General features: G+C 62.4%; 16 protein-coding genes. 4 read left to right on the top strand and 12 right to left on the bottom strand.

Annotation, left to right across the window (positions count from 1 at the left end; genetic code table 11):
• Nucleotides 1-87: 87 nt before the first annotated feature.
• From trbB to IVB46_RS04085, 3 genes are read right to left on the bottom strand one after another with little or no spacing between them, the layout of a single operon-like run.
• A complete protein-coding gene (gene trbB, locus IVB46_RS04095) occupies nt 88-1,026 on the bottom strand; it encodes a P-type conjugative transfer ATPase TrbB (RefSeq protein ID WP_247342172.1) in 939 nt (312 codons plus the stop codon).
• A 37-nt stretch (nt 1,027-1,063) separates the two neighbouring features.
• Nucleotides 1,064-1,615, bottom strand: a complete 552-nt coding sequence (locus IVB46_RS04090) for a CopG family transcriptional regulator (RefSeq protein ID WP_247342074.1) — start codon at nt 1,613-1,615, stop codon at nt 1,064-1,066.
• A gap of 12 nt (nt 1,616-1,627) precedes the next feature.
• Nucleotides 1,628-3,655 (bottom strand): conjugal transfer protein TraG, encoded by a 2,028-nt coding sequence (locus IVB46_RS04085; protein WP_247342071.1) that lies wholly within the window; start codon nt 3,653-3,655, stop codon nt 1,628-1,630.
• A gap of 202 nt (nt 3,656-3,857) precedes the next feature.
• Between IVB46_RS04085 and IVB46_RS04080 the strand changes: the two genes are divergently transcribed.
• Nucleotides 3,858-5,429, top strand: a complete 1,572-nt coding sequence (locus tag IVB46_RS04080) for a GSU2403 family nucleotidyltransferase fold protein (protein WP_247342067.1) — start codon at nt 3,858-3,860, stop codon at nt 5,427-5,429.
• 7 nt (nt 5,430-5,436) lie between these two features.
• Here IVB46_RS04080 and rlxS read toward each other — a convergent pair whose 3' ends face one another.
• The gene (rlxS, locus tag IVB46_RS04075) at nt 5,437-7,404 is read right to left on the bottom strand and encodes a relaxase/mobilization nuclease RlxS (RefSeq protein ID WP_247342063.1); all 1,968 of its coding nucleotides are present in this window, start codon (nt 7,402-7,404) and stop codon (nt 5,437-5,439) included.
• 291 nt (nt 7,405-7,695) lie between these two features.
• On the opposite strand from rlxS, the gene IVB46_RS04070 reads away from it, so the two are divergent.
• The 3 genes from IVB46_RS04070 to IVB46_RS04060 all read left to right on the top strand — a co-directional run bounded on the left by IVB46_RS04070 (nt 7,696) and on the right by IVB46_RS04060 (nt 10,526).
• Nucleotides 7,696-8,571 carry a transposase gene (locus IVB46_RS04070; protein WP_247342060.1) on the top strand — a complete coding sequence of 292 codons (876 nt, stop codon included), beginning with the start codon at nt 7,696-7,698 and terminating at the stop codon, nt 8,569-8,571.
• Nucleotides 8,568-8,921, top strand: a complete 354-nt coding sequence (tnpB, locus tag IVB46_RS04065) for an IS66 family insertion sequence element accessory protein TnpB (protein WP_045003380.1) — start codon at nt 8,568-8,570, stop codon at nt 8,919-8,921. The genes IVB46_RS04070 and tnpB overlap by 4 nt, the downstream gene beginning before the upstream one ends.
• 69 nt (nt 8,922-8,990) lie before the next feature.
• On the top strand, nt 8,991-10,526 hold the full coding sequence (locus IVB46_RS04060) for an IS66 family transposase (RefSeq protein WP_247342056.1): 1,536 nt from the start codon (nt 8,991-8,993) through the stop codon (nt 10,524-10,526).
• A 190-nt stretch (nt 10,527-10,716) separates the two neighbouring features.
• Here IVB46_RS04060 and IVB46_RS04055 read toward each other — a convergent pair whose 3' ends face one another.
• From IVB46_RS04055 to IVB46_RS04020, 8 genes are all read right to left on the bottom strand, one after another.
• Nucleotides 10,717-11,256 (bottom strand): S26 family signal peptidase, encoded by a 540-nt coding sequence (locus IVB46_RS04055; RefSeq protein WP_247342054.1) that lies wholly within the window; start codon nt 11,254-11,256, stop codon nt 10,717-10,719.
• Nucleotides 11,246-11,464: a helix-turn-helix domain-containing protein gene (locus IVB46_RS04050; RefSeq protein ID WP_247342051.1), complete on the bottom strand. Its 219-nt coding sequence runs from the start codon at nt 11,462-11,464 to the stop codon at nt 11,246-11,248. Before IVB46_RS04050 ends, IVB46_RS04055 begins: the two co-directional genes overlap by 11 nt.
• Before the next feature lie 132 nt (nt 11,465-11,596).
• Nucleotides 11,597-12,445: a DUF2285 domain-containing protein gene (locus IVB46_RS04045; RefSeq protein WP_247342048.1), complete on the bottom strand. Its 849-nt coding sequence runs from the start codon at nt 12,443-12,445 to the stop codon at nt 11,597-11,599.
• Nucleotides 12,446-12,509: 64 nt separating this feature from the next.
• A complete protein-coding gene (locus tag IVB46_RS04040) occupies nt 12,510-12,830 on the bottom strand; it encodes a DUF736 family protein (RefSeq protein ID WP_247342046.1) in 321 nt (106 codons plus the stop codon).
• Between the two features lie 1,062 nt (nt 12,831-13,892).
• Complete coding sequence (locus IVB46_RS04035) at nt 13,893-14,042, bottom strand: hypothetical protein (protein WP_247342041.1); 150 nt, start codon at nt 14,040-14,042, stop codon at nt 13,893-13,895.
• Nucleotides 14,043-14,212: 170 nt separating this feature from the next.
• Nucleotides 14,213-15,592, bottom strand: coding sequence for a chromosome partitioning protein ParB (locus tag IVB46_RS04030; RefSeq protein WP_247342037.1), 1,380 nt, complete (start codon nt 15,590-15,592; stop codon nt 14,213-14,215).
• Nucleotides 15,574-15,963: a ParB N-terminal domain-containing protein gene (locus IVB46_RS04025; protein ID WP_247342034.1), complete on the bottom strand. Its 390-nt coding sequence runs from the start codon at nt 15,961-15,963 to the stop codon at nt 15,574-15,576. Before IVB46_RS04025 ends, IVB46_RS04030 begins: the two co-directional genes overlap by 19 nt.
• A 132-nt stretch (nt 15,964-16,095) precedes the next feature.
• A complete protein-coding gene (locus tag IVB46_RS04020; protein ID WP_247342029.1) occupies nt 16,096-17,091 on the bottom strand; it encodes a zincin-like metallopeptidase domain-containing protein in 996 nt (331 codons plus the stop codon).
• Nucleotides 17,092-17,792: the final 701 nt, after the last annotated feature.

The following is a 17,792-nucleotide window of genomic DNA, read 5'->3' as shown; positions in this document are numbered from 1 at the left end:
GGGAAGCCCGCTGATCGAGCAGAAGCCACGCAGGCGCGAACGCACGTATAGACGCAGTCGAATGGACATATTGCAGTCTCCTTGGGGTTAAGGACGGTGGGCGGTGTTTGGAAGTCCGGGCGGAGTTTCGAGCAGGTAGTCGCCTGACGGATCGAGGCCCTTGAGCTCGGCGACGGCCTCGATGCGCCGTGCCGGGCCCCGCCCTTTGATGAAGACGATCAGGTCGATCGCCTCGGCAATGAGACGGCGCGGCACGGTTGCGACCGCTTCCTGGATGAGCTGTTCGATCCGGTAGAGCGCAGCGCGTGCCGAGTTGGCATGGACCGTGGCGATCCCGCCGGGGTGACCCGTATTCCAGGCCTTCAGCATGTCGAGGGCTTCGGCGCCTCGGACCTCACCGACGATGATGCGGTCTGGTCGCAAGCGCAGCGTGGAACGAACAAGATCGGCAAGGCTCGCCACGCCCGGCTTGGTCCGGAGCGTCACGGCATCCTTGGCATCGCAGCGCAGCTCACGGGTATCCTCGATGATGACCACCCGTTCTTCGAGGCCAGCGATCTCGGCAAGAAGCGCATTGGCAAGCGTCGTCTTGCCAGACCCGGTGCCGCCGGCGATCAGGATGCTACGTGCGTCGGTGACCGCGGCGGTCAGCACTTTCGCCATCAATGGCGAAGCAATCTGCGCTTTGACGTAATCGGACAGGCGGAACGTGGTCGTTGCGGGCTTGCGGATGGCAAAGCACGGCGCGAGCGAGACTGGCGGCAAGACGCCCTCAAAGCGCTCACCAGTTTCGGGGAGTTCTGCCGAGACGATCGGAGACGAACCGCTCGCTTCTGCCCGCACGTGGCTGGCAACAAGCCGAATGATCCGCTCCGACTCCTGCGGCGTCAGAACAACCCCAGTATCTGCCCGGCCCGTCCCGTGCCGATCAAGCCAAAGCCTCCCATCGGGATTCACCATGACCTCGACGACATCAGGCTCTTCCAAAGCCAGAGCGATTGCTGGTCCCATCGCGGTCCGCAACATGCCCCGGCGTCGTTCACGGGTCTCTGGCGAGAGGAGATCAGACATTGCCGACCTCCTCTCGCCCTGCCGGAGAATGCTCCGGCGGCTCACCCGTCGCGCTCTGCGCACGGGATCCAGTATCGCTGTGTTGAGCAGCGCCCAGAGGGGCGCCCTCCTCGAGGTTCCGCATGAAGAGATCCGGCTTCGAGGCGCTGACGCGGTCCATGACGTCGGCGACAAGCCGGCCACCGGAAGCGACGCGTTTGCCAACCTGGGCGACAAACATCTCGAACCGCTCGCGTCCCAGCGCACGCGCGGCATCCTGATCTTGCGAAGGCAATGGCGGGGTGATGGTCAGGTAATAGCGGATGAAGAGCGCAATGGTCTCCGCCAGAACGCCAAGGTCGCGATCGGCCCGTTCCAGTTGCCGGCTCATCCGGTCCAGCCTTCGGATCAGCGCCGCATCACCGCTGGTGTCCCGCTCAGGGTTGAGGAAGCGATCAAGCGCAGCCTCGACAATGGCTGACTTGTTGGCTCCGGGACGCTTGGCTGCGAGTTCAAGCCGCTGTGCCACGCTATCGCTGACATAGGCCGATAGTTTCGGTTTCATCGGAAATGCTCTTCAGAACGAGGGGAGAAGATCGTCATCGTCGCGGGTGACCGCATGGGCTCGGCGTACGGTGCCGGACGCGCTTGCCGCCTGCTGCATCTGGCTGCGGTCGGCAGCGACGTCGGACTCATCATCGAGCAGCCGATCCTCGATGGGGCGAACCTCGTTCGTCACGGGCACCGCCTCGTCGAACAACGCCAATTGCTGCTTGAGGCCGCCTTCCTCGCCGCCCGTCTGCATGAGCTCGCGATACGGCAGGGTCGCGAGGCGAAGGTCGGTGGTGCGCAGCTCGCCGCGCCAATCGTCAAGGCGGGCCGGCGGCCGATCGGCATACTCGTCTCCCACCAGGGATGGTGGCTTGCGCAGACGACTGACGAAGTTTGCGTCCTCGTAGTGCCGCAGCTTGATCGCCCGGACCGGTGCAAGGCCGGAAACCAGCACGATGGCCTGGTCGGGCGGCAGTTGCATCACTTCGCCCGGCGTCAGCAAAGGACGCGCGGTCTCTTGACGGCTGACCATGACATGGCCAAGCCAGGGAGCCAGCCGATGACCCGCATAGTTGCGCTGCGCCCGCAATTCGGTCGCGGTCCCGAGCGCGTCCGAAATCCGCTTGGCGGTGCGCTCGTCGTTGGCGGCGAAGGCAATGCGAACGTGGCAATTGTCCAGGATCGCGTTGTTCTCGCCGTAGGCCTTTGCGATCTGGTTGAGCGACTGTGCGATCAGGTAGGCGCGGATGCCATAGCCGGCCATGAACGCGAGCGCGCTTTCGAAGAAGTCGAGCCGGCCGAGCGCAGGAAACTCATCCAGCATCATGAGGAGTTGGCGATGCCTGCGGTCACCTGCCTTGGTGTTCAGCGTCTCGGTCAGCCGGCGGCCGATCTGATTGAGGATCAGCCTGATCAGCGGCTTGGTGCGACTGATGTCTGATGGAGGAACGACGAGATAGAGCGTGACCGGCTTGTCGGCACTCACGAGGTCGGCGATGCGCCAATCACAGTGTTCGGTGTTTCGGCTGACGACGGGATCGCGGTACAGCCCAAGAAAGCTCACAGCGGTCGACAGAACGCCGGAGCGTTCGTTTTCGGACTTGTTAAGCAGCTCACGCGCGGTCGCGGCGACCACGGGGTGCACTTTCGGCTCCGCCTCGGTGCCAAGATGATTGGTTGCCAGCATGACCCTGAGCGTCTTCTCGAAGGACTGCGCGGGGTCGGCCAGGATTTCGGTGACGCGGGTGAGCGTCTTCTTCTCTTCCGCATAAAGGACGTGAAGAATGACGCCGACCAGCAGCGAGTGACTGGTTTTTTCCCAATGGGTTCGGCGTTCGAGCGCCCCTTCGGGATCGACCAGGATGTCAGCGATATTCTGGACGTCGCGGACTTCGGCTGCCCCTTTGCGCACCTCAAGCAGCGGATTGTAGCGGGCGCTCCGCGAATCCGTGGGATTGAACAAGAGGCAATGCGAGAACGTCGAACGCCAACCGGAGGTCAATTCCCAGTTTTCGCCCTTGATGTCGTGCACCACCGCCGACGACGTCCAGGACAGCAATGTGGGCAAGACCAGTCCGACGCCCTTGCCCGACCGGGTCGGCGCAAAGCACATGACGTGTTCCGGTCCATCGTGGCGGAGATAGTTGTTCTCGAGGCGCCCCAGGAAAACGCCCTTGGACGCAAACAATCCGGCCGTCTTGATTTCCTTCGCCGTCGCCCACCGAGCCGAACCGTAAGTCGTCACCAATTGGCTTTGGCGCGCGCGCCACACCGAATTGACGATCGCAAACAGCGCGCCTGCGATGCCGCCGCCTGCCGCAATGGCTCCGCCCTCCTCGAAGATCTCGGGCGCATAGGCCTCATAGGCGAACCACCATTCGAACAACCGCCAGGGCAGATAGACGGGATAGCTGACGATCAGGAACCAGGGCTCTCCGAGGCGCTGCTGATAGCCGAGAGCTGCGGCGGTCCACTGCGTCGCGCCCCAGGTCGACGCAACGACGATGCCGAACACGACGGCGATCTGGCCGACATAGATTTTTGCTGGAAACATCCGGCTTGCCCCCACTTGCTCACGCGACGTGAGCGGCGCGATGAAAGGGGCGGATGCGCTTCGCGTTCAATCGAAATAAAAATCGCGTCTGGGAAGCAAGAGCAACATCGATCAGGCATACGGAGGCGAGAAGGATCTGCGTCCAGTCTCGGCGAGGATGATCCAGCGCTTCAACAGAAGGTGAGCTATTGGCTCAAACTGGATGATCCTTGATGCGCTCGGGAGCGTGCGAGATGCAGGGCGTGGAGATCAGCGACGGAACCGGCCAAATGGCCAACTGATGGGCCGGGCGGACCGATTCGGCCTAAATTCGAGGTTAATTCTCATTATACTCACCTCGCAAAGTGAGTATAAGCAGACTGGACGCCGGGTTCTGCGCTCATTATACTCAACCCGCAGACTGAGTATAAATGCGGAACCGACCATGCCGGCCCCTTCCCTGGTTGCCCAGACGACCTATGCCGAGCTCCTGGAGCGCACCGCCAATGCAGCTTTCCAGGAGGCCTTCGCCGACAACGGCTCGTTCACGGCCAAGAGCATCAATGGCCGCAAATATTGGTACTTCCAGACCGGCACCGGCGCCGAACGGTCGCAGCGCTATGTCGGGCCGGAGACGCCAGAGCTGCTGGAGCGCATCGCCCACCACCAGGAAGTTCGCGAGGACGAGCGCGAGCGCCGCGCGCTTGTATCCACCCTTGTCCGGTCGTTCAGTTTTCCCCGCCCGATTCCCGAGATCGGCGATGTGATCACGGCACTCGCTAAGGCCGGCGTGTTCCGGCTCCGCGGCGTGCTCGTTGGAACGATCGCCTATCAAACCTATGGCGCCATGCTTGGCGTTCGCCTCTCCGCCGGCTCGCTCCAGACCGGCGACGTCGACATTGCCCAGTTCAAAAATGTTTCAGTGGCCGTCGAGGACTCCACGCCGCCCGTTCTGGAGGTGCTGAAGGAAGTCGACAAATCCTTTCGTCCCGTCCCACACGTATCTGACGGCCGGCGCGTGACCAGCTATGCAGCCAAAGGCGGCTTGCGCGTCGACTTTCTCACGCCCCATGAAGGCAAGGAGACCGCCCGCCCCCAAAAGCTACCCGCTCTGAACACGGACGCCCAGCCGCTGCGCTTCCTCGATTTCCTGATCCGCGATCCCGAGCCCGCGGTGATCCTGCATGGCGCCGGCATCTACGTGCACGTGCCAGCTCCGGCGCGCTATGCCGTCCACAAGCTCATCGTCTCCCGCAGGCGCCCGGAGGGGTTTGCGAAGCGTGACAAGGACCTGCAGCAGTCCGAGGTCTTGTTCGCGACCCTGGTCGAAAAGCGCCCCCATGAGCTGAAATCGGCCTGGGAGGAAGCTCACAATCGCGGTCCCAAATGGCGCCAGTTGATGCTCGAAGGGCTCGCTTTGCTTGCGGCCCCGGTTCGGGACGTGGTGCTTAAGACCATTGGCGCGCCTCGCTCAATTATTCCGGGCTTCGAACTTTCCTTCGACAATCCCCCTGCTCGCTATGACTTCAGCCGCGACGTCGTGACGTTCCAGGGACAGGCGCTCGGCAGCGCAGTCAGCTGCGCAGTCAGCCGCGAAGCGCTGGACGACCATTTCGGGGCCGATGGTCTCGGGCAAGAAGGTCGGCTGGAAGCGTTCCTCAAGAACAGGTCGAAGATTGAGGAGATCGCTCGCGCCAAATATCTCTCCGCACCGGTCGAAGAGCCCGGCGCCGTTCTGGTCAAGACGTCCGACGTCGAGAATTTTTCGACGCGACGAGCACCCAAGCGGAAATAGTTCTTCGTCATCGTCCAATCCCGCGCTTGATGCCAATCGACCAGGATATGCCCTCCCCGCCGACCTGACCGGTGACCAATTGCCCGCGCGCTCGCTCCAGCACCGGACGCCAGGGCACCAGCACGAACTCACGGGATTGCTCAATCAGGGCGAACCGCCCGCTGTTCAGCGTCAGCATGCGACGGTAGACGCCCTCGATCCTATCGCCAGCCTTGGCATCGACATGTGCAAGGCCGGAGCGCGCGGATATATCCGCCGCGGTCCGCGTCAGCTCGCGCGCCTCGAGTGTCCCGAGCATGTTCCGCGCGAAGCGCATCTGACCGCCTTCCTCTCGCGCCAGCCCCTGCTCGATCAGCCATTGCCGTCTGGCTCGCAAGGCGGTCTCGACCTCCGCGCCAAAGCCGGTCGACGCGAGCTCATCGGGCTCCTTGCCAACGAGCTTGCGATCGAGCCAAGTTGCGCCCAGCGCCTGCGGCAGATCCTCGAGCTTTTGCCACGACAGCACTGCGATCCGGACCGGAGCGCGCGATTGCTGGAGTTGTTCGTATCGAAGCGCCCGGTCCAGATAATCCCGCCCCACGCTCCAACCGCCATCGGCAAGACGGCTAACCATCCCTTCGCGCCGCATTGCCTCCAGACGGCGGATGTGGGTTCCGACAAACTCGCTCGATGCTTGCGGGTCGAATTCCCGATGCAGACGGTCGCGGTAGATGCCGCCATGGCGCGCGGCGATCTCTGCGATCGTCCGATCGATTGCGCGCGGTTCAGGGACGCGCGACCTGAGCTCCAGAATCGCGTTCCGGACGGGCGGCTCTCCGTTGGCGCCAAGCGCACCAATCTCGGCATAGTGCGTCCGCCCGTCCACCCCATCGATCACGACGTAGCGGCGCTCAGTCAGTTCGTCCGCAAATCCCTCGCCAACGACCCGCCCGACCAGGTGACGATCGCCTCGTTCCGGATCGAAGATCGCGTAGTCGCCTGCCGCCCGCGAAACTCCTGCCGCGGCCATCTCGCGATGCATGGTCTTGATGATGTCGCCGCGTTCCCCCATGCGTCTGAGCTTTGGCTCAAGCTCAAGGTCGATCCGCCAATGCCCGGGTTTAGTCTCTTCTGCCAAGCCCATCCGCTCCAAGGTTCGCAGTCGTCCGATCCGCGCCGTTTGCCAGGCAGGCTCCCGTCCAGACAGCGCTCCCAATTCAAGAACTCCGCCCGGAGCATCTCGCAGGACGCTCCGGTCAAGCCGTGTGAGCCGCTCTGCCGTGATCTCCCGCTGAAGCTTGCGCGCGACCTCAATCTCCGTTTCAGGGCCAAGCTCTCGCGTGATGAGCTCCGCTGCCCTCGAGCGAAAGCCATGAGCGATATAGTCGCGTGCGATGATGAGGTCGTTTCCTTCGTCATCCTTGCCGCGCAGGACGATGTGGGTATGTGGATGGCCGGTGTTGAAATGATCGGCAGCAACCCAGTCGAGCCTGGTGCCGAGATCCTGCTCCAACTGCCGCATGAGGTCGCGGACGAAAGGTTTCAGGTCCGCCAGCTCCGCGCTATCCTCTGGCGCCACGATAAACCGGAACTGGTGGCGATCACCGCCGCTGCGTTCCGTAAAGTTCTTGGCATCCGCGCGGTCATTGCTGGCGTCGTATAGCTCCCCTCGCTCACCCTCGCGTGTGACGCCGTCGCGCTGGACGTAACGGAGGTGCGCTCGGACGGCACCGGTGTCACCTGATTTGATCCGCACGATCCTGGCCTTGATCACGACGCGGCGTTGGCCCTGGCCTCGTCCGCGCCCGGCCAACACTGCGCCTTGCGCGCGGCCGCGGCCGATGCGGCCGCCCGTGAACGACGAACCTGCCCTTGCACTGGCGCCGGCCTTGGTCGCCTCCTGGCGGACGCGTCGAAGATAGCTGGTCGCCCTCCTGGCTCGGCGATTGCCGATCCGTCCGAGCTTCACGTCGAATTCGTCGTCGATCTCTCGCATGGCATGCATCCGCCGCTTGGAGGAGTCGCCGATATGTGAAGCCGACGACCGCTCGCCAAGACGCAGACGTAATTGCGCAACATCGCCATTGCATTGGGCGAACATGGTGACAGCAAGGAGCCCGAGGGCGCCAAAGCTTGGATGTGCAGACAACGGCTTAGGCGCATTGTAGCGCCAGTGCTTTTATCTTGCCCTCCGCTTTCTTTTTCGTAAGCGTCCGAATCCCGCACGACTTTCCGAGAGTGCGTTGTCGTTCCATATCGGGTTCCTTGCTGCATTGGAGGATCTCCGGTGGGTACGGAATATTTCAAGAACGAAGCGCGTCGCTCTTTTTGGTCGGTACACGTTGAGGCGTGGCGGCGAAGCGGTCTCAGCAAGCGCAGATACTGTCGTCAGCATCGTCTCAGTGGCGGCACATTCGATCGCTGGCTGCGGCATCTGATTGACGCCGAAACGCTGAAAGTACGTGCGGAATTGCGTCGCGAGGAACGTCGGGAGCGGCTTCGCAAGAAGCGAAGTCCAGTGTCGAAGGACCAACGCTGCAGAGCCGTCCAAGCATTCTGGACAATGCACGTTGAAGCGATGAGGTGGTGCGGACTGAGCATGCAAGCCTATGCCCGGGCACATGGCATATCGCAGCACAGCCTGAGACGGTGGCGCGATCTGATCGACGCCAATGAGGTGGAAATCGACTGGCGGACGCAACTTCATCCGAGTGCCCGCCCACTAATAAGCACTAGTGTTAGCAGCGCTGCTAAGGGGTCTCGCGCAAGAAGCCGCTTGACAGATGCACCAACCGTCGATCCGCCGAGCGACGAACGCGCCAACCGGCGTCGCTTCAGTGAGGAGGAAAAGCTCGCGATCGTGACCCAGTCTGAGCTTCCCGGTGCTACCGCTGCCGAGGTTTGCCGGCGCCACGGCATCGTCACCAGCATGTTGTTCCGGTGGCGGGTACAGTTCGGGTTCAGCAAGCGAGTGCCGGCGAAATTGGCGGCTGTGAGGGTCGCCGGCGCACAATCCGCAACGCTCGTTCTGAACGATCTGTTGCAGCCGCCTGACGGCATGACGGTTGTCGAATTGGACGATGGGCGTCGCGTCTTCGCACCGATCGGCAGTGATCCGGATGCAGTCCGTCGCCACGTCATTGAGCAGGAGACTGCCCGATGATGATCGTGCCGGCCGGCGTGAAAGTGCATCTGGCTTTGGGATATACCGACATGCGGAAGGGCCTGGATGGCCTCGCCGCTCTCGTTCAGGAACACCTCAAGAAGGACCCATTCTCCGGCCACCTGTTTGCCTTCCGAGGCAAGAAGGCAAGCACGCTTAAGATCCTGTTCTGGGACGGCAACGGCCTTTGTCTGTTCAGCAAGAGGCTCGACCAGGGCGGCTTCATCTGGCCGCGAATGAGCGATCCGGGCGGCACGGTGACGCTGTCCCCGGCGCAGCTTGCCATGCTGATCGAAGGTATCGATTGGCGCACACCCGAGCGTCGATGGCGCCCGGTCATCGCGGGTTGAATCGCAAAAACACGCATAGAATATAGCGAAGTTGCTTCGTCGAATCAGCGTGTCCGAGTAGAATCGGTCATGCAGCTCGATCTCGACAATCTGCCGTCGGATACTGCGCTTCTGCATCGCCTGGTGCGCGACACTGCTTCTGTCATCACGCATCGGAACAACGAGATCCAGCGTCTCCAGGCAATCATCCAACAGCTTCAGCGCGCACAGTTTGGGCGTCGTTCCGAGCGTCTCGACGCCGATCAACTTGCCCTTGGGCTTGAAGACCTGGACATCGATCTGTCGACCGTCGAGGCAGATCAAGCCTCGGTGGAGGCGTCTGCGTCGACACAGAAGCTGCAGCCGAAGCGCAAACCTCTGCCGGGCCATCTGCCCCGCGAAGAGGTGGTGCTCAACGTCGATAGTGAGAAATGTGTGTGCTGCGGCGGCGCGCTGCATGCGATGGGTGAGAGCGTCAGCGAGATGCTGGACTGGGTGCCGGCGCAGTTGCGGGTGGTGCGCGTCTGCCGCCCGAAATATGCCTGCCGCGCCTGCGGAACGATCACGCAGGCTCCGGCACCCGAACGACCGATCGCCGGCGGTTTGGCCACGCCAGCTCTGCTCGCACAGGTGCTGGTAAGCAAATACTGCGACCACACACCGCTCTATCGACAGGCGCAGATTTTTGCACGCCATGGCGTCGAACTGGAGCGTTCGACACTGGCCGGATGGGTCGGCGGCGCTTGCTGGTGGTTCAAGGCCCTGCACGATCGGCTGTGCAAGCACATGTTCGCGTCGGATCACTTGTTTGCCGACGACACTCCAATCCCTGTGCTCGATCCGGGCCGAGGCCGCACCAAGACCGGACGGCTGTGGGTGTATGCCCGCGATCAACGGAGTTGGGCTGGGCCTGAGCCGCCGGCTGCGGTTTATGTGTTCGCGCCCGACCGGAAAGCGGAGCGCCCGGCAGCGCATCTGACGCACTTTAGGGGCGTTCTGCACGTCGACGGTTACGCTGGATTCGAGCGGTTGACCGACGGCGGAAACGTCACTCTCGCCGCATGTTGGGCGCACGCCAGGCGCAAGTTCTATGAGATTGCGCAAGCCGAGGACACGCCCATCGCGCACGAGGCCCTGCGTCGCATCGCCAGCCTTTATGCCGTCGAAGCGCAGGTGCGTGGTCAATCGCCGGCGCATCGGCTGGCCACGCGGCGCGCACTCGCTAAGCCGATCATTGACAGCCTTCGCCTTTGGTTCGAGGTGCAGCTCCCGCAACTGCCCGGCCGCGGCAATCTCGCCGAAGCAATCCGGTATGCGCTGTCGCGCTGGGATGGATTGACCCGCTTCCTGCACGACGGCCGTATCGAACTCGATACGAACCCTGTCGAGCGAGCGATCCGACCTGTGGCACTCGGCCGCAAGAACCATCTCTTTGCCGGTAGCGACGGCGGCGGGGAACGATGGGCAATCCTCTGTTCGCTGATCGAGACGTGCAAGCTCAATGACGTCGAGCCTTACGCATACCTGCGTGACGTGCTGCAGCGAATGGTCGACGGACATCCGATCAACCGTCTGGACGAACTGCTGCCGTGGGCTTGGAACGCTCAGCATCCTGTCAAGGCCTGAGCTCATGTGCAGGATCCGGACGCATACTCTTTTTCTCCGCCTGGCTCATTCTGGACAGCAAACATCTGCCCTTCATGTCACCGCGGCTCCGACGCCGAATTCAGGACGGCCGATCGCAGTTGACCGGCCGCCCTGTCACCTTGTGATTTCCCGACCTGCCGCAGGCCACCTTCGGCGGAAATGCGCTGGCTCAGTCCTCAGGATTCCAGGTCCAGAGCGGATGCGCGACACCGACGACATCGCATCGAAGCACCGGCCCGAAATACCGTGAATCGAAGGAAAGCGGGTGCGGTTGCAGCAGAAAGAACTCGCCTTCGATCAGCGTCATGCAGCCCTTCCAGGCCGGCAGAGGACGCCCGTCGCGATCCTTCTCGTAGGTCTCGGCGACGACCTTTCCGTTGATGGAAATCGTCCCGTTCGGCTGGTCTGACCGACAGACTTCGTCGCCGCTGGTCGCCGCGATCTGCTTTACGAGCGGCACTGAGACCGGCAGGATTCCGCGCCCCACCAGCATCAATTCGATCATCGGCGGCGGCTGGATCACCGCCATCTCGCCGCGCCTGGGAAGCCTGTTTTCAAGACTGTAGAACCCGAGAGGGGCGCTGCCCGAGGCGTTGTAGATAACGAGCGGAACTTGTGGCGCAATCACCACGATGGTCGCGACGATCGCCGCGGAGATCATCGCAAGCATCGCGGCCTTGCCGCGCAAACGCTTCAACCTAGCGATCATCGGAGGTCGACCTCCGCTTGGTGGCGTTTGAATAGTCGACGAGGTCCTCAATGTGATAGCGGACATATCGCCCGTGCTTGCGATAGGCGGGCCCGGTGCCGTTGACCCGCATCTTCTCAAGAGTATTCTTGGTCAGCCGCAGCCAGGCGGCTGCTTCCTTGGTGTTCAGGAACGGCCTTTCGGGTTCCTTTGGTTGATCATCCGCCATCGTCAACGCTCCACTGCCGCGCCTCGCCAAATGCGAGAGCGAGAGGAAACCTCGTCAAAGCGAGACGCTGACGGGAGTGTCGAAGATGGTGCGGCGGGCTATCGCCACCCCGCGAGGGGAAGCGCAGTCAAGTCAGGCGAGGAGATCGCGATAGCCGCCGGCCATCAGTTCGTGGCCTTTGGCGACCAGGCGCCGGGTCCGGTCCTTGAGGAACTGGCTTGTGCCACCCCATTCGGCTGCGACGCGCTCTTCGCCGAAGATCGCAATGGCGATCTGGCGATAGGTCTTTCCGTTCATGCTTTCATCGAGTGCGATGAGTGCATGCTGGAGGCGCTCGTCGTTGGCAAAGGGCGAGCGCGCATCACCCTCTCGCGAGCGCTTCGTGAAGCGCTGCAGAGTCTTCAGACGCTCAGTTTGAGCGCTGAGATCGTCCAGTCCGTCGAGCTCATATACCAGCCGAGACGGCGTTGTCAGGACGGGTGCATCTTGAAGTTCGAGCGCGACATGGCTTCCCTGCCCTTTCAATATTACGACCGGAATGCCATCGACGCCAATGATCGCCGAACGGTCGACCTTGAACGCCGCAAGCGGCGAGGCCTCTTCGTTGCGATGGGCGGGCTTCGCATAACGGGCGCGAACCAGGCGCCGGTTGACCGATGGGAGCCAGAAGACCGGCGCTTGTCGGGCCGCTACAGAGGGGTCTGCGAAGGCATAGAGCCCCCATCGCTCGGCACGCGGATAGCGCCGCCGCAGCCGAAGCATCTGCGTGCCGTCGCTTAGGGTAACGACAGGAAGACGCCTTGGGACCGAGGCTCGCCATTCTTTGGCATAATCCGGATTCCGGCGCAGGAATTCCCAGGCCCAGTCGCTCAGATCGTAAGCATCCAGCGGCGCGCGATCTACGCTGACCTTCGGCGCAAGCGCGCCGGAACTTTCGCACGTCAAGTTTGCCCCCGGGGCGCCATTTGTCACCGCGGCCATGATTGGCAGCGATTGAGGCTTGAAAGAGGCCCCCGCGCAATTCGCGCGGGGGCAGAAAGCGGTATCAGTCCGCCGGATTCCAGATGACGGCGAAGACGCTGTCGTCGTCCTGGCCGGCGGCGCGGCCGAGATTGGCGTAGAGCTTGCGCGGCCCGAATTCGGGGGCGGCGAGCGAGAGGCTCACATAGTCCTTTCCTGAGTTCTCGCCACGGCGGATCCAGCCGGCCCCGATCTCGACGCCTTGGGTCACGACCCGGTAGTCCGGGTGGGTCTCGGCGCTCTTCTCGCGGTTCGGGATGATGTCGATATCAGCCCGGATCGATACCGTCTTGAGCTGGCCCTTGTAGCCGTTCTCGGTCTTGGTGACGTATCCGATTGCAGTCATGGTCTGTCTCCTTCTGTGCCGCAGGGGCCGATCCCCTGCGATGGCTAGACCGTGATGGGAAGCGAAACGCCGATGAACCGGCTTCGGGCGAAGCGTCAGCGGAGCACCCGAGGCGAGGCCTTTTTTGGAGCTGAAAGCGGCCGCGAGGAGCCGGGAGCTTGCGAGCGGCGGGGAAAAAAGGCGTCGATGAGGGTTTCATCGGTGGGGCGCTTCCCATAGGTCGTCGAGCCAAGAGCAGGAGATCGAACCCATGAGCCACAGCCAAGAACAGACGTGATCTGCACCGTCAGACGTCACCGCTGAGAATGATACAACCAGCGTCACGGTCCACCAGATGATTGCGTCATCCAACCGCGAGAAGAGCGACGAGACCCACCCGGACTATCCGTCGTGACACAAGGCGTCGAGATCGGGGCCCGCTTGACGCGCAGTGACGAGCTCGGACAAGGACTATGTGAGCGTTTCGCTTGCGACCGGCAAAGGTAAGCGCAACAGCTTAAGTCCCGTTGACGCTGCCTCACGACGTGATCTTCGCAGCATTGGATCGAAGCCAAGGCACGCTTGCCTCCCGCCAATGCGACAGGGCCTCCTGCTCACATCGCTGACGTCGCCGCGGTCGCCGCCGTCGCCGCCGTCCTTGGCAGCGCAGTATCTATTTTACGATTGTTCTGTAATCTCATTGTCGCATATGCCGACTCACGGCTTATGCGATTGGATTGATCCATTATTGGGATCTAACGGAGGGCAAGATGGCCAAGAAAGCGAAGAAGGCAAAGAAGGTCGCCAAGAAGAAGACAGCGAAGAAGAAGAAGTAGCCTTCGCGACGATGCTCGTTCCGGCATCCCGGTAGCATCCAGGCCACGGGCGCGTGAAGAAGCGCCAACGGTTGCATCCGAACAAAGTCTATGCCGGCAAATGGTGGAGACCGGACTTTTGTGCAGGTGGCGGTTGCACAAAAGTCCGGTATTTCGTTGGGTGATCTGCTTCGTCGGTGCCCAGAAAAGTCAAAGGCGTTTGGTCCGAACGCTCGCTCTCTCGATTGGACTGGAGGCGATTGCGGACTTAAGGAAAACCGATCAAGAGCGGCGGCAGAACGCGCGCCAAGAGGACCATGGTGGCTGCAAGAGACGACACGCCGACGACGAGACGTGCGGCGCAGTTCGCTTTGAGCCGCAGCTCCGGATCGATCGCGCCATGGAATGAGTTCGGCATCGGCTGGCCCTCTTCTTGATGCACCGCACCCTCACTTTGCGTCCGAGCTATATCCCGAGTCGCAATGCGCCCGCTCCGATCAAATCTCGCGTGGCCGCATTGACTCTTTTGCGACTCGCCGGAGCGCGAAAACAGGCGCGGAAGAGCCTTCCGCGCCCGAATCGCGCTCGTCATTTGCCGGTAAACAAAGCCTTAACGATCTCCCAGTCGGAGGCGATTTGCATGGTCTTGGCCGGGTCGTAACTTGCGATGGGAAATGCCAAGTAGCGCGGCACAAAGCCTTCGACTTTGTCGCGCCCCTCGCCTTTCAGGCAGTCCATGATGATTTTCTTCTGGACCTTGGCCGTCTCCGAGACGTTGGCATCGGCAATCGCTTGGCCTGCCATCTCGCTCAGCATCGCCTGCACGGCGCCCCGATCGCGGATGAGATCGAGGAAGGTTTCATCGAGCTCCCACCACTTGGTGACATCGGGTTTGACAAGGACGCCGACCGCCTCGACCAGCGCGGACCCTGCGCTTAAGGTTTCCGCCATCAGGAGCGTCAGGACCCGCAGCACGGTCTCGTCTGGCAACTCGAGCAGCCGGGCGAAGACGCTTGCGGCGCGGAAGCTATCGCCGTTGTTCCACGTCACCGTACCGAGATAGCTCGGCTCCAGATTGAGCAGTTGCAGGATCGCCTGCCGCTCCGTCTCGAAGACAGTCTGTGCCCGGCTGGCCGTGAGACTTGCCGCGATCGTTTCCTTGTCGGCCCGCTGGGGTTCGGGCTTGACGCTCCAGAGCGGCGAGCCCGCGACCATGTGGGCGACCGCGAGACGGAGCGCGAGACCCGGACGCGCCAACAATTCGGCGCGGACGATGGCGTGGCGATGCAGCGCCAGATAGTTCTCGGCCGCCTTGGTGAGTTCAGGCCTCGCCGTGGAAGAACCTCCGGTCTCGCCCTCGCCTTCACCGGACGATCGCTTGCGGCGCGGTTCTTCGTCGCGCTCGCGATAGCCCGCGTGGACCTCGACTTCGCCGGTTTCGCGGACTTCGATATAGACGTTTCCGCCTGCTTCCATCGCGACTTCGACGTGCTGCCATGCCTGAAACCGGTCGCCCTTTTCCAGGATGGTCACGACCTTCCAACCCTTGGCCCGGAGATCGTCCCTTAGACGCGCGATAGCCTCATTCTGGAGGGCCCAAAAGGATTCATGGTCAGCAAAGCAGCTGACGTCCCCGAACAGGTCCGTGATGATCCCGCCCTTGTAGCTTTCGAGGGGAAATAATGCCGTGCCCGTCGCGATCTGGGCGCCCCCGAACAGCCATTGCTTCAGCCAACGGCCGCGCGGGGCGCCCTCGGCTTCCTCATTGTCGGGGTCGCTCTCGGCCGCAAAGGCCTCGACCCATTCCTTTTGCTGACGCTTCCCGGCAGCGGTCAGCAACTGCAGGTCCTCTGCTTCAATATGGCCGTTCCGATAGGCGTCCTTGATTTTCGGGTGAAGGTTGGCGAGTGCCAGACGTTGCCTGACGTAGAGTTGGGTTGCGCCAAAGGTCAGGGCGATCTCGTCCACCTTCCGTCCTTGCTTGATAAGCCGCGCGAACGCCTCGAACTCCTCCAGTCCATGGGCGCGCGGGCGATATTCTCGATCAATGAGGCTTCCATCGCGCCGGCATCGTCGCCCTTGCCGATGACGGCGCAGGGCAGTTGGACCTCGTCCGGTGAGGCGCCCTGTTCCTCCGCGACCATGCTCGCGGCGAAGAACCGCCGCCGTCCCGCGACGATCTCAAAGCCCTTCCCGTTGGGGCGCACCAAAAGCGGTTGCAGAATGCCGCGCGCCCTGATCGATGGCAGGATGTCGGAGACGTCGGGCGATTTGCGCGCGTGGCGAACGGTGACGGTCGCGATCTTAAGGCTACTCAGAGCGATATGTTGCAGGTCCATGGCTCTCTCCTTGGGCTTGAATGAGTTCGACTGGTCGCGTGGGCCTTGCGAGCCCGGCCAGTTTCGCGGCACGGGCTTCGCGTGAAGTTGAAAGGCACTGGGGAGTTTCGGCTGCGGCGCGAGACAACGAGGTCACGCAGCCGCCTCCACGGCCAACCCGGCAATTGCGACGGGTGGCCGAAATGCCAGAATGAAATCGGCGGCCTTTGATGCTCTGCTAGCCGCTCGAAATATGGAGCGCTGGTCCTCGCGCAGGACGTCGAGCCAACTGCCGATGTAATCGGCGTGCCGAACGGTCGGCTCGATGGAGAGCGTGGCGCAAACGAAAGCTGTCGCCATTTCGGCAACGAGTTCCTCGAACGCGTATGGCTTCGAGCCGAAACCACCTGTCAGGTCGCGTGCAAGCCGTGTCGGGTGCCCGGTCCAGTGCCCCAGTTCATGAAACAGGGTGCGGTAATAATTGATCTGATCGAAGAACGCCTGTTGCGGCGGAAGCTGGATGGCATCCTGCAAGGGACGGTAGAAGGCGTGCGCACCACCATGATGGATATCAGCGAGCGTGGCGGAAGCCAGCGCCTCGGCCTCCGGGACGATCTGGCGCTCGAGCAATGACTCGGTCGCGCCAAGGCAATGATCTGGCAGGCCGTCGCATTGCTCGACATTGAAGACGGTATGACGGCGCAAGAACGGGACCAAGCCCGGCTCGGTTTTTCCCTGCTCATTATTGCCGCCAACGCCATTCGGGACGCCTTGCGGCTCTGCCCGGTTTTGCTTCTCGCGATGCTCCTTTGGGACGAACTTGTCAGCGTAGCAGACGGTCACACCCTGTGCGCCCTTGCGGACGCTGCCGCCAAGAATTTTTGCCTGCCGGAAGGTCAACCAGTTCTGCGAGGAAAATTCCCGCTCAAACAACTGGCTCCAGAGGATCAGGATGTTGATGCCCGAATAGGTCCGGCCGGTCGACGCATTGCGGGGCAGCCCGAGCGGGGCGCGATAATGGTCGCCTCCCCATGGCTGGACCCAGGGCACCGTGCCCCGTTCGAGATCGGCAACGATCCGCGCCGTGATCTCCTCATAAAGACTGCCACGCGGCCTTTCCGCGCGGTGCTGAATAGATTTTTTGGACATGGCTTTCTTCCCTTCGCTTGCTTCCTGCCGCACAGGTCCCCGGGAGGTGGGGTGGGCGGCGAAGAGCGACCGGAAAGCCCCGAACGAAGAGGCAAGCCGCATCGGAACGGCCGGAGCGGCAGCGGAGGACCGCGGCAATGCGCATGATCGACCGTTGTGAGCTTTGATCTGCCGCGGTTGCGGCTTGCCGGTTCGGGGCTATGCGGGAGCGCCGCCCACCCCGCCGACGGGGACCGAAAACAACATTTCGCCGGCCGCCTGCGGCCGGCTCATAAGCAGGGCTTGCTGTCGCTCGTCGCTTTTCAAGCGCGCAGACGAACCTGAAATAAGCATCACTGATTCATCGTCGTTACCTGGACGAACAAGTTTCGAAGCCGACCGCCTTGTGCCCTGTCTGGCGCCAGGGATCGAAGCCGAAGGCCGCAGACCGCGCCAGCGGGCTCGGTTCATATGTGGACGGCCCCCGACTTGCAAGGACTGGCTCGGGCAGCATGCTCGGATCGCTTGCGCTCATATGTCCGGCCTATTTTCGGGTCTTGCGACCACTGGCCAAGATGGGCTTCGCGGACAGTGAGCTCCAAACACGAGAGCGGCATTTGCTGCGTATCCCTCCATTGAAGGCCGCCTTGTTTGACGAACGTTATAGCTGCAGGTCCTAGGGGTAATCCTAGGAGAAGTGGTATGACGATTTCGAGGACGGA

Origin of the sequence: Bradyrhizobium sp. 61 (assembly GCF_023073075.1) — a bacterium.
Classification (GTDB): Bacteria; Pseudomonadota; Alphaproteobacteria; order Rhizobiales; family Xanthobacteraceae; genus Bradyrhizobium; species Bradyrhizobium barranii.
This window is presented reverse-complemented; position numbering and strand designations above follow the sequence as displayed.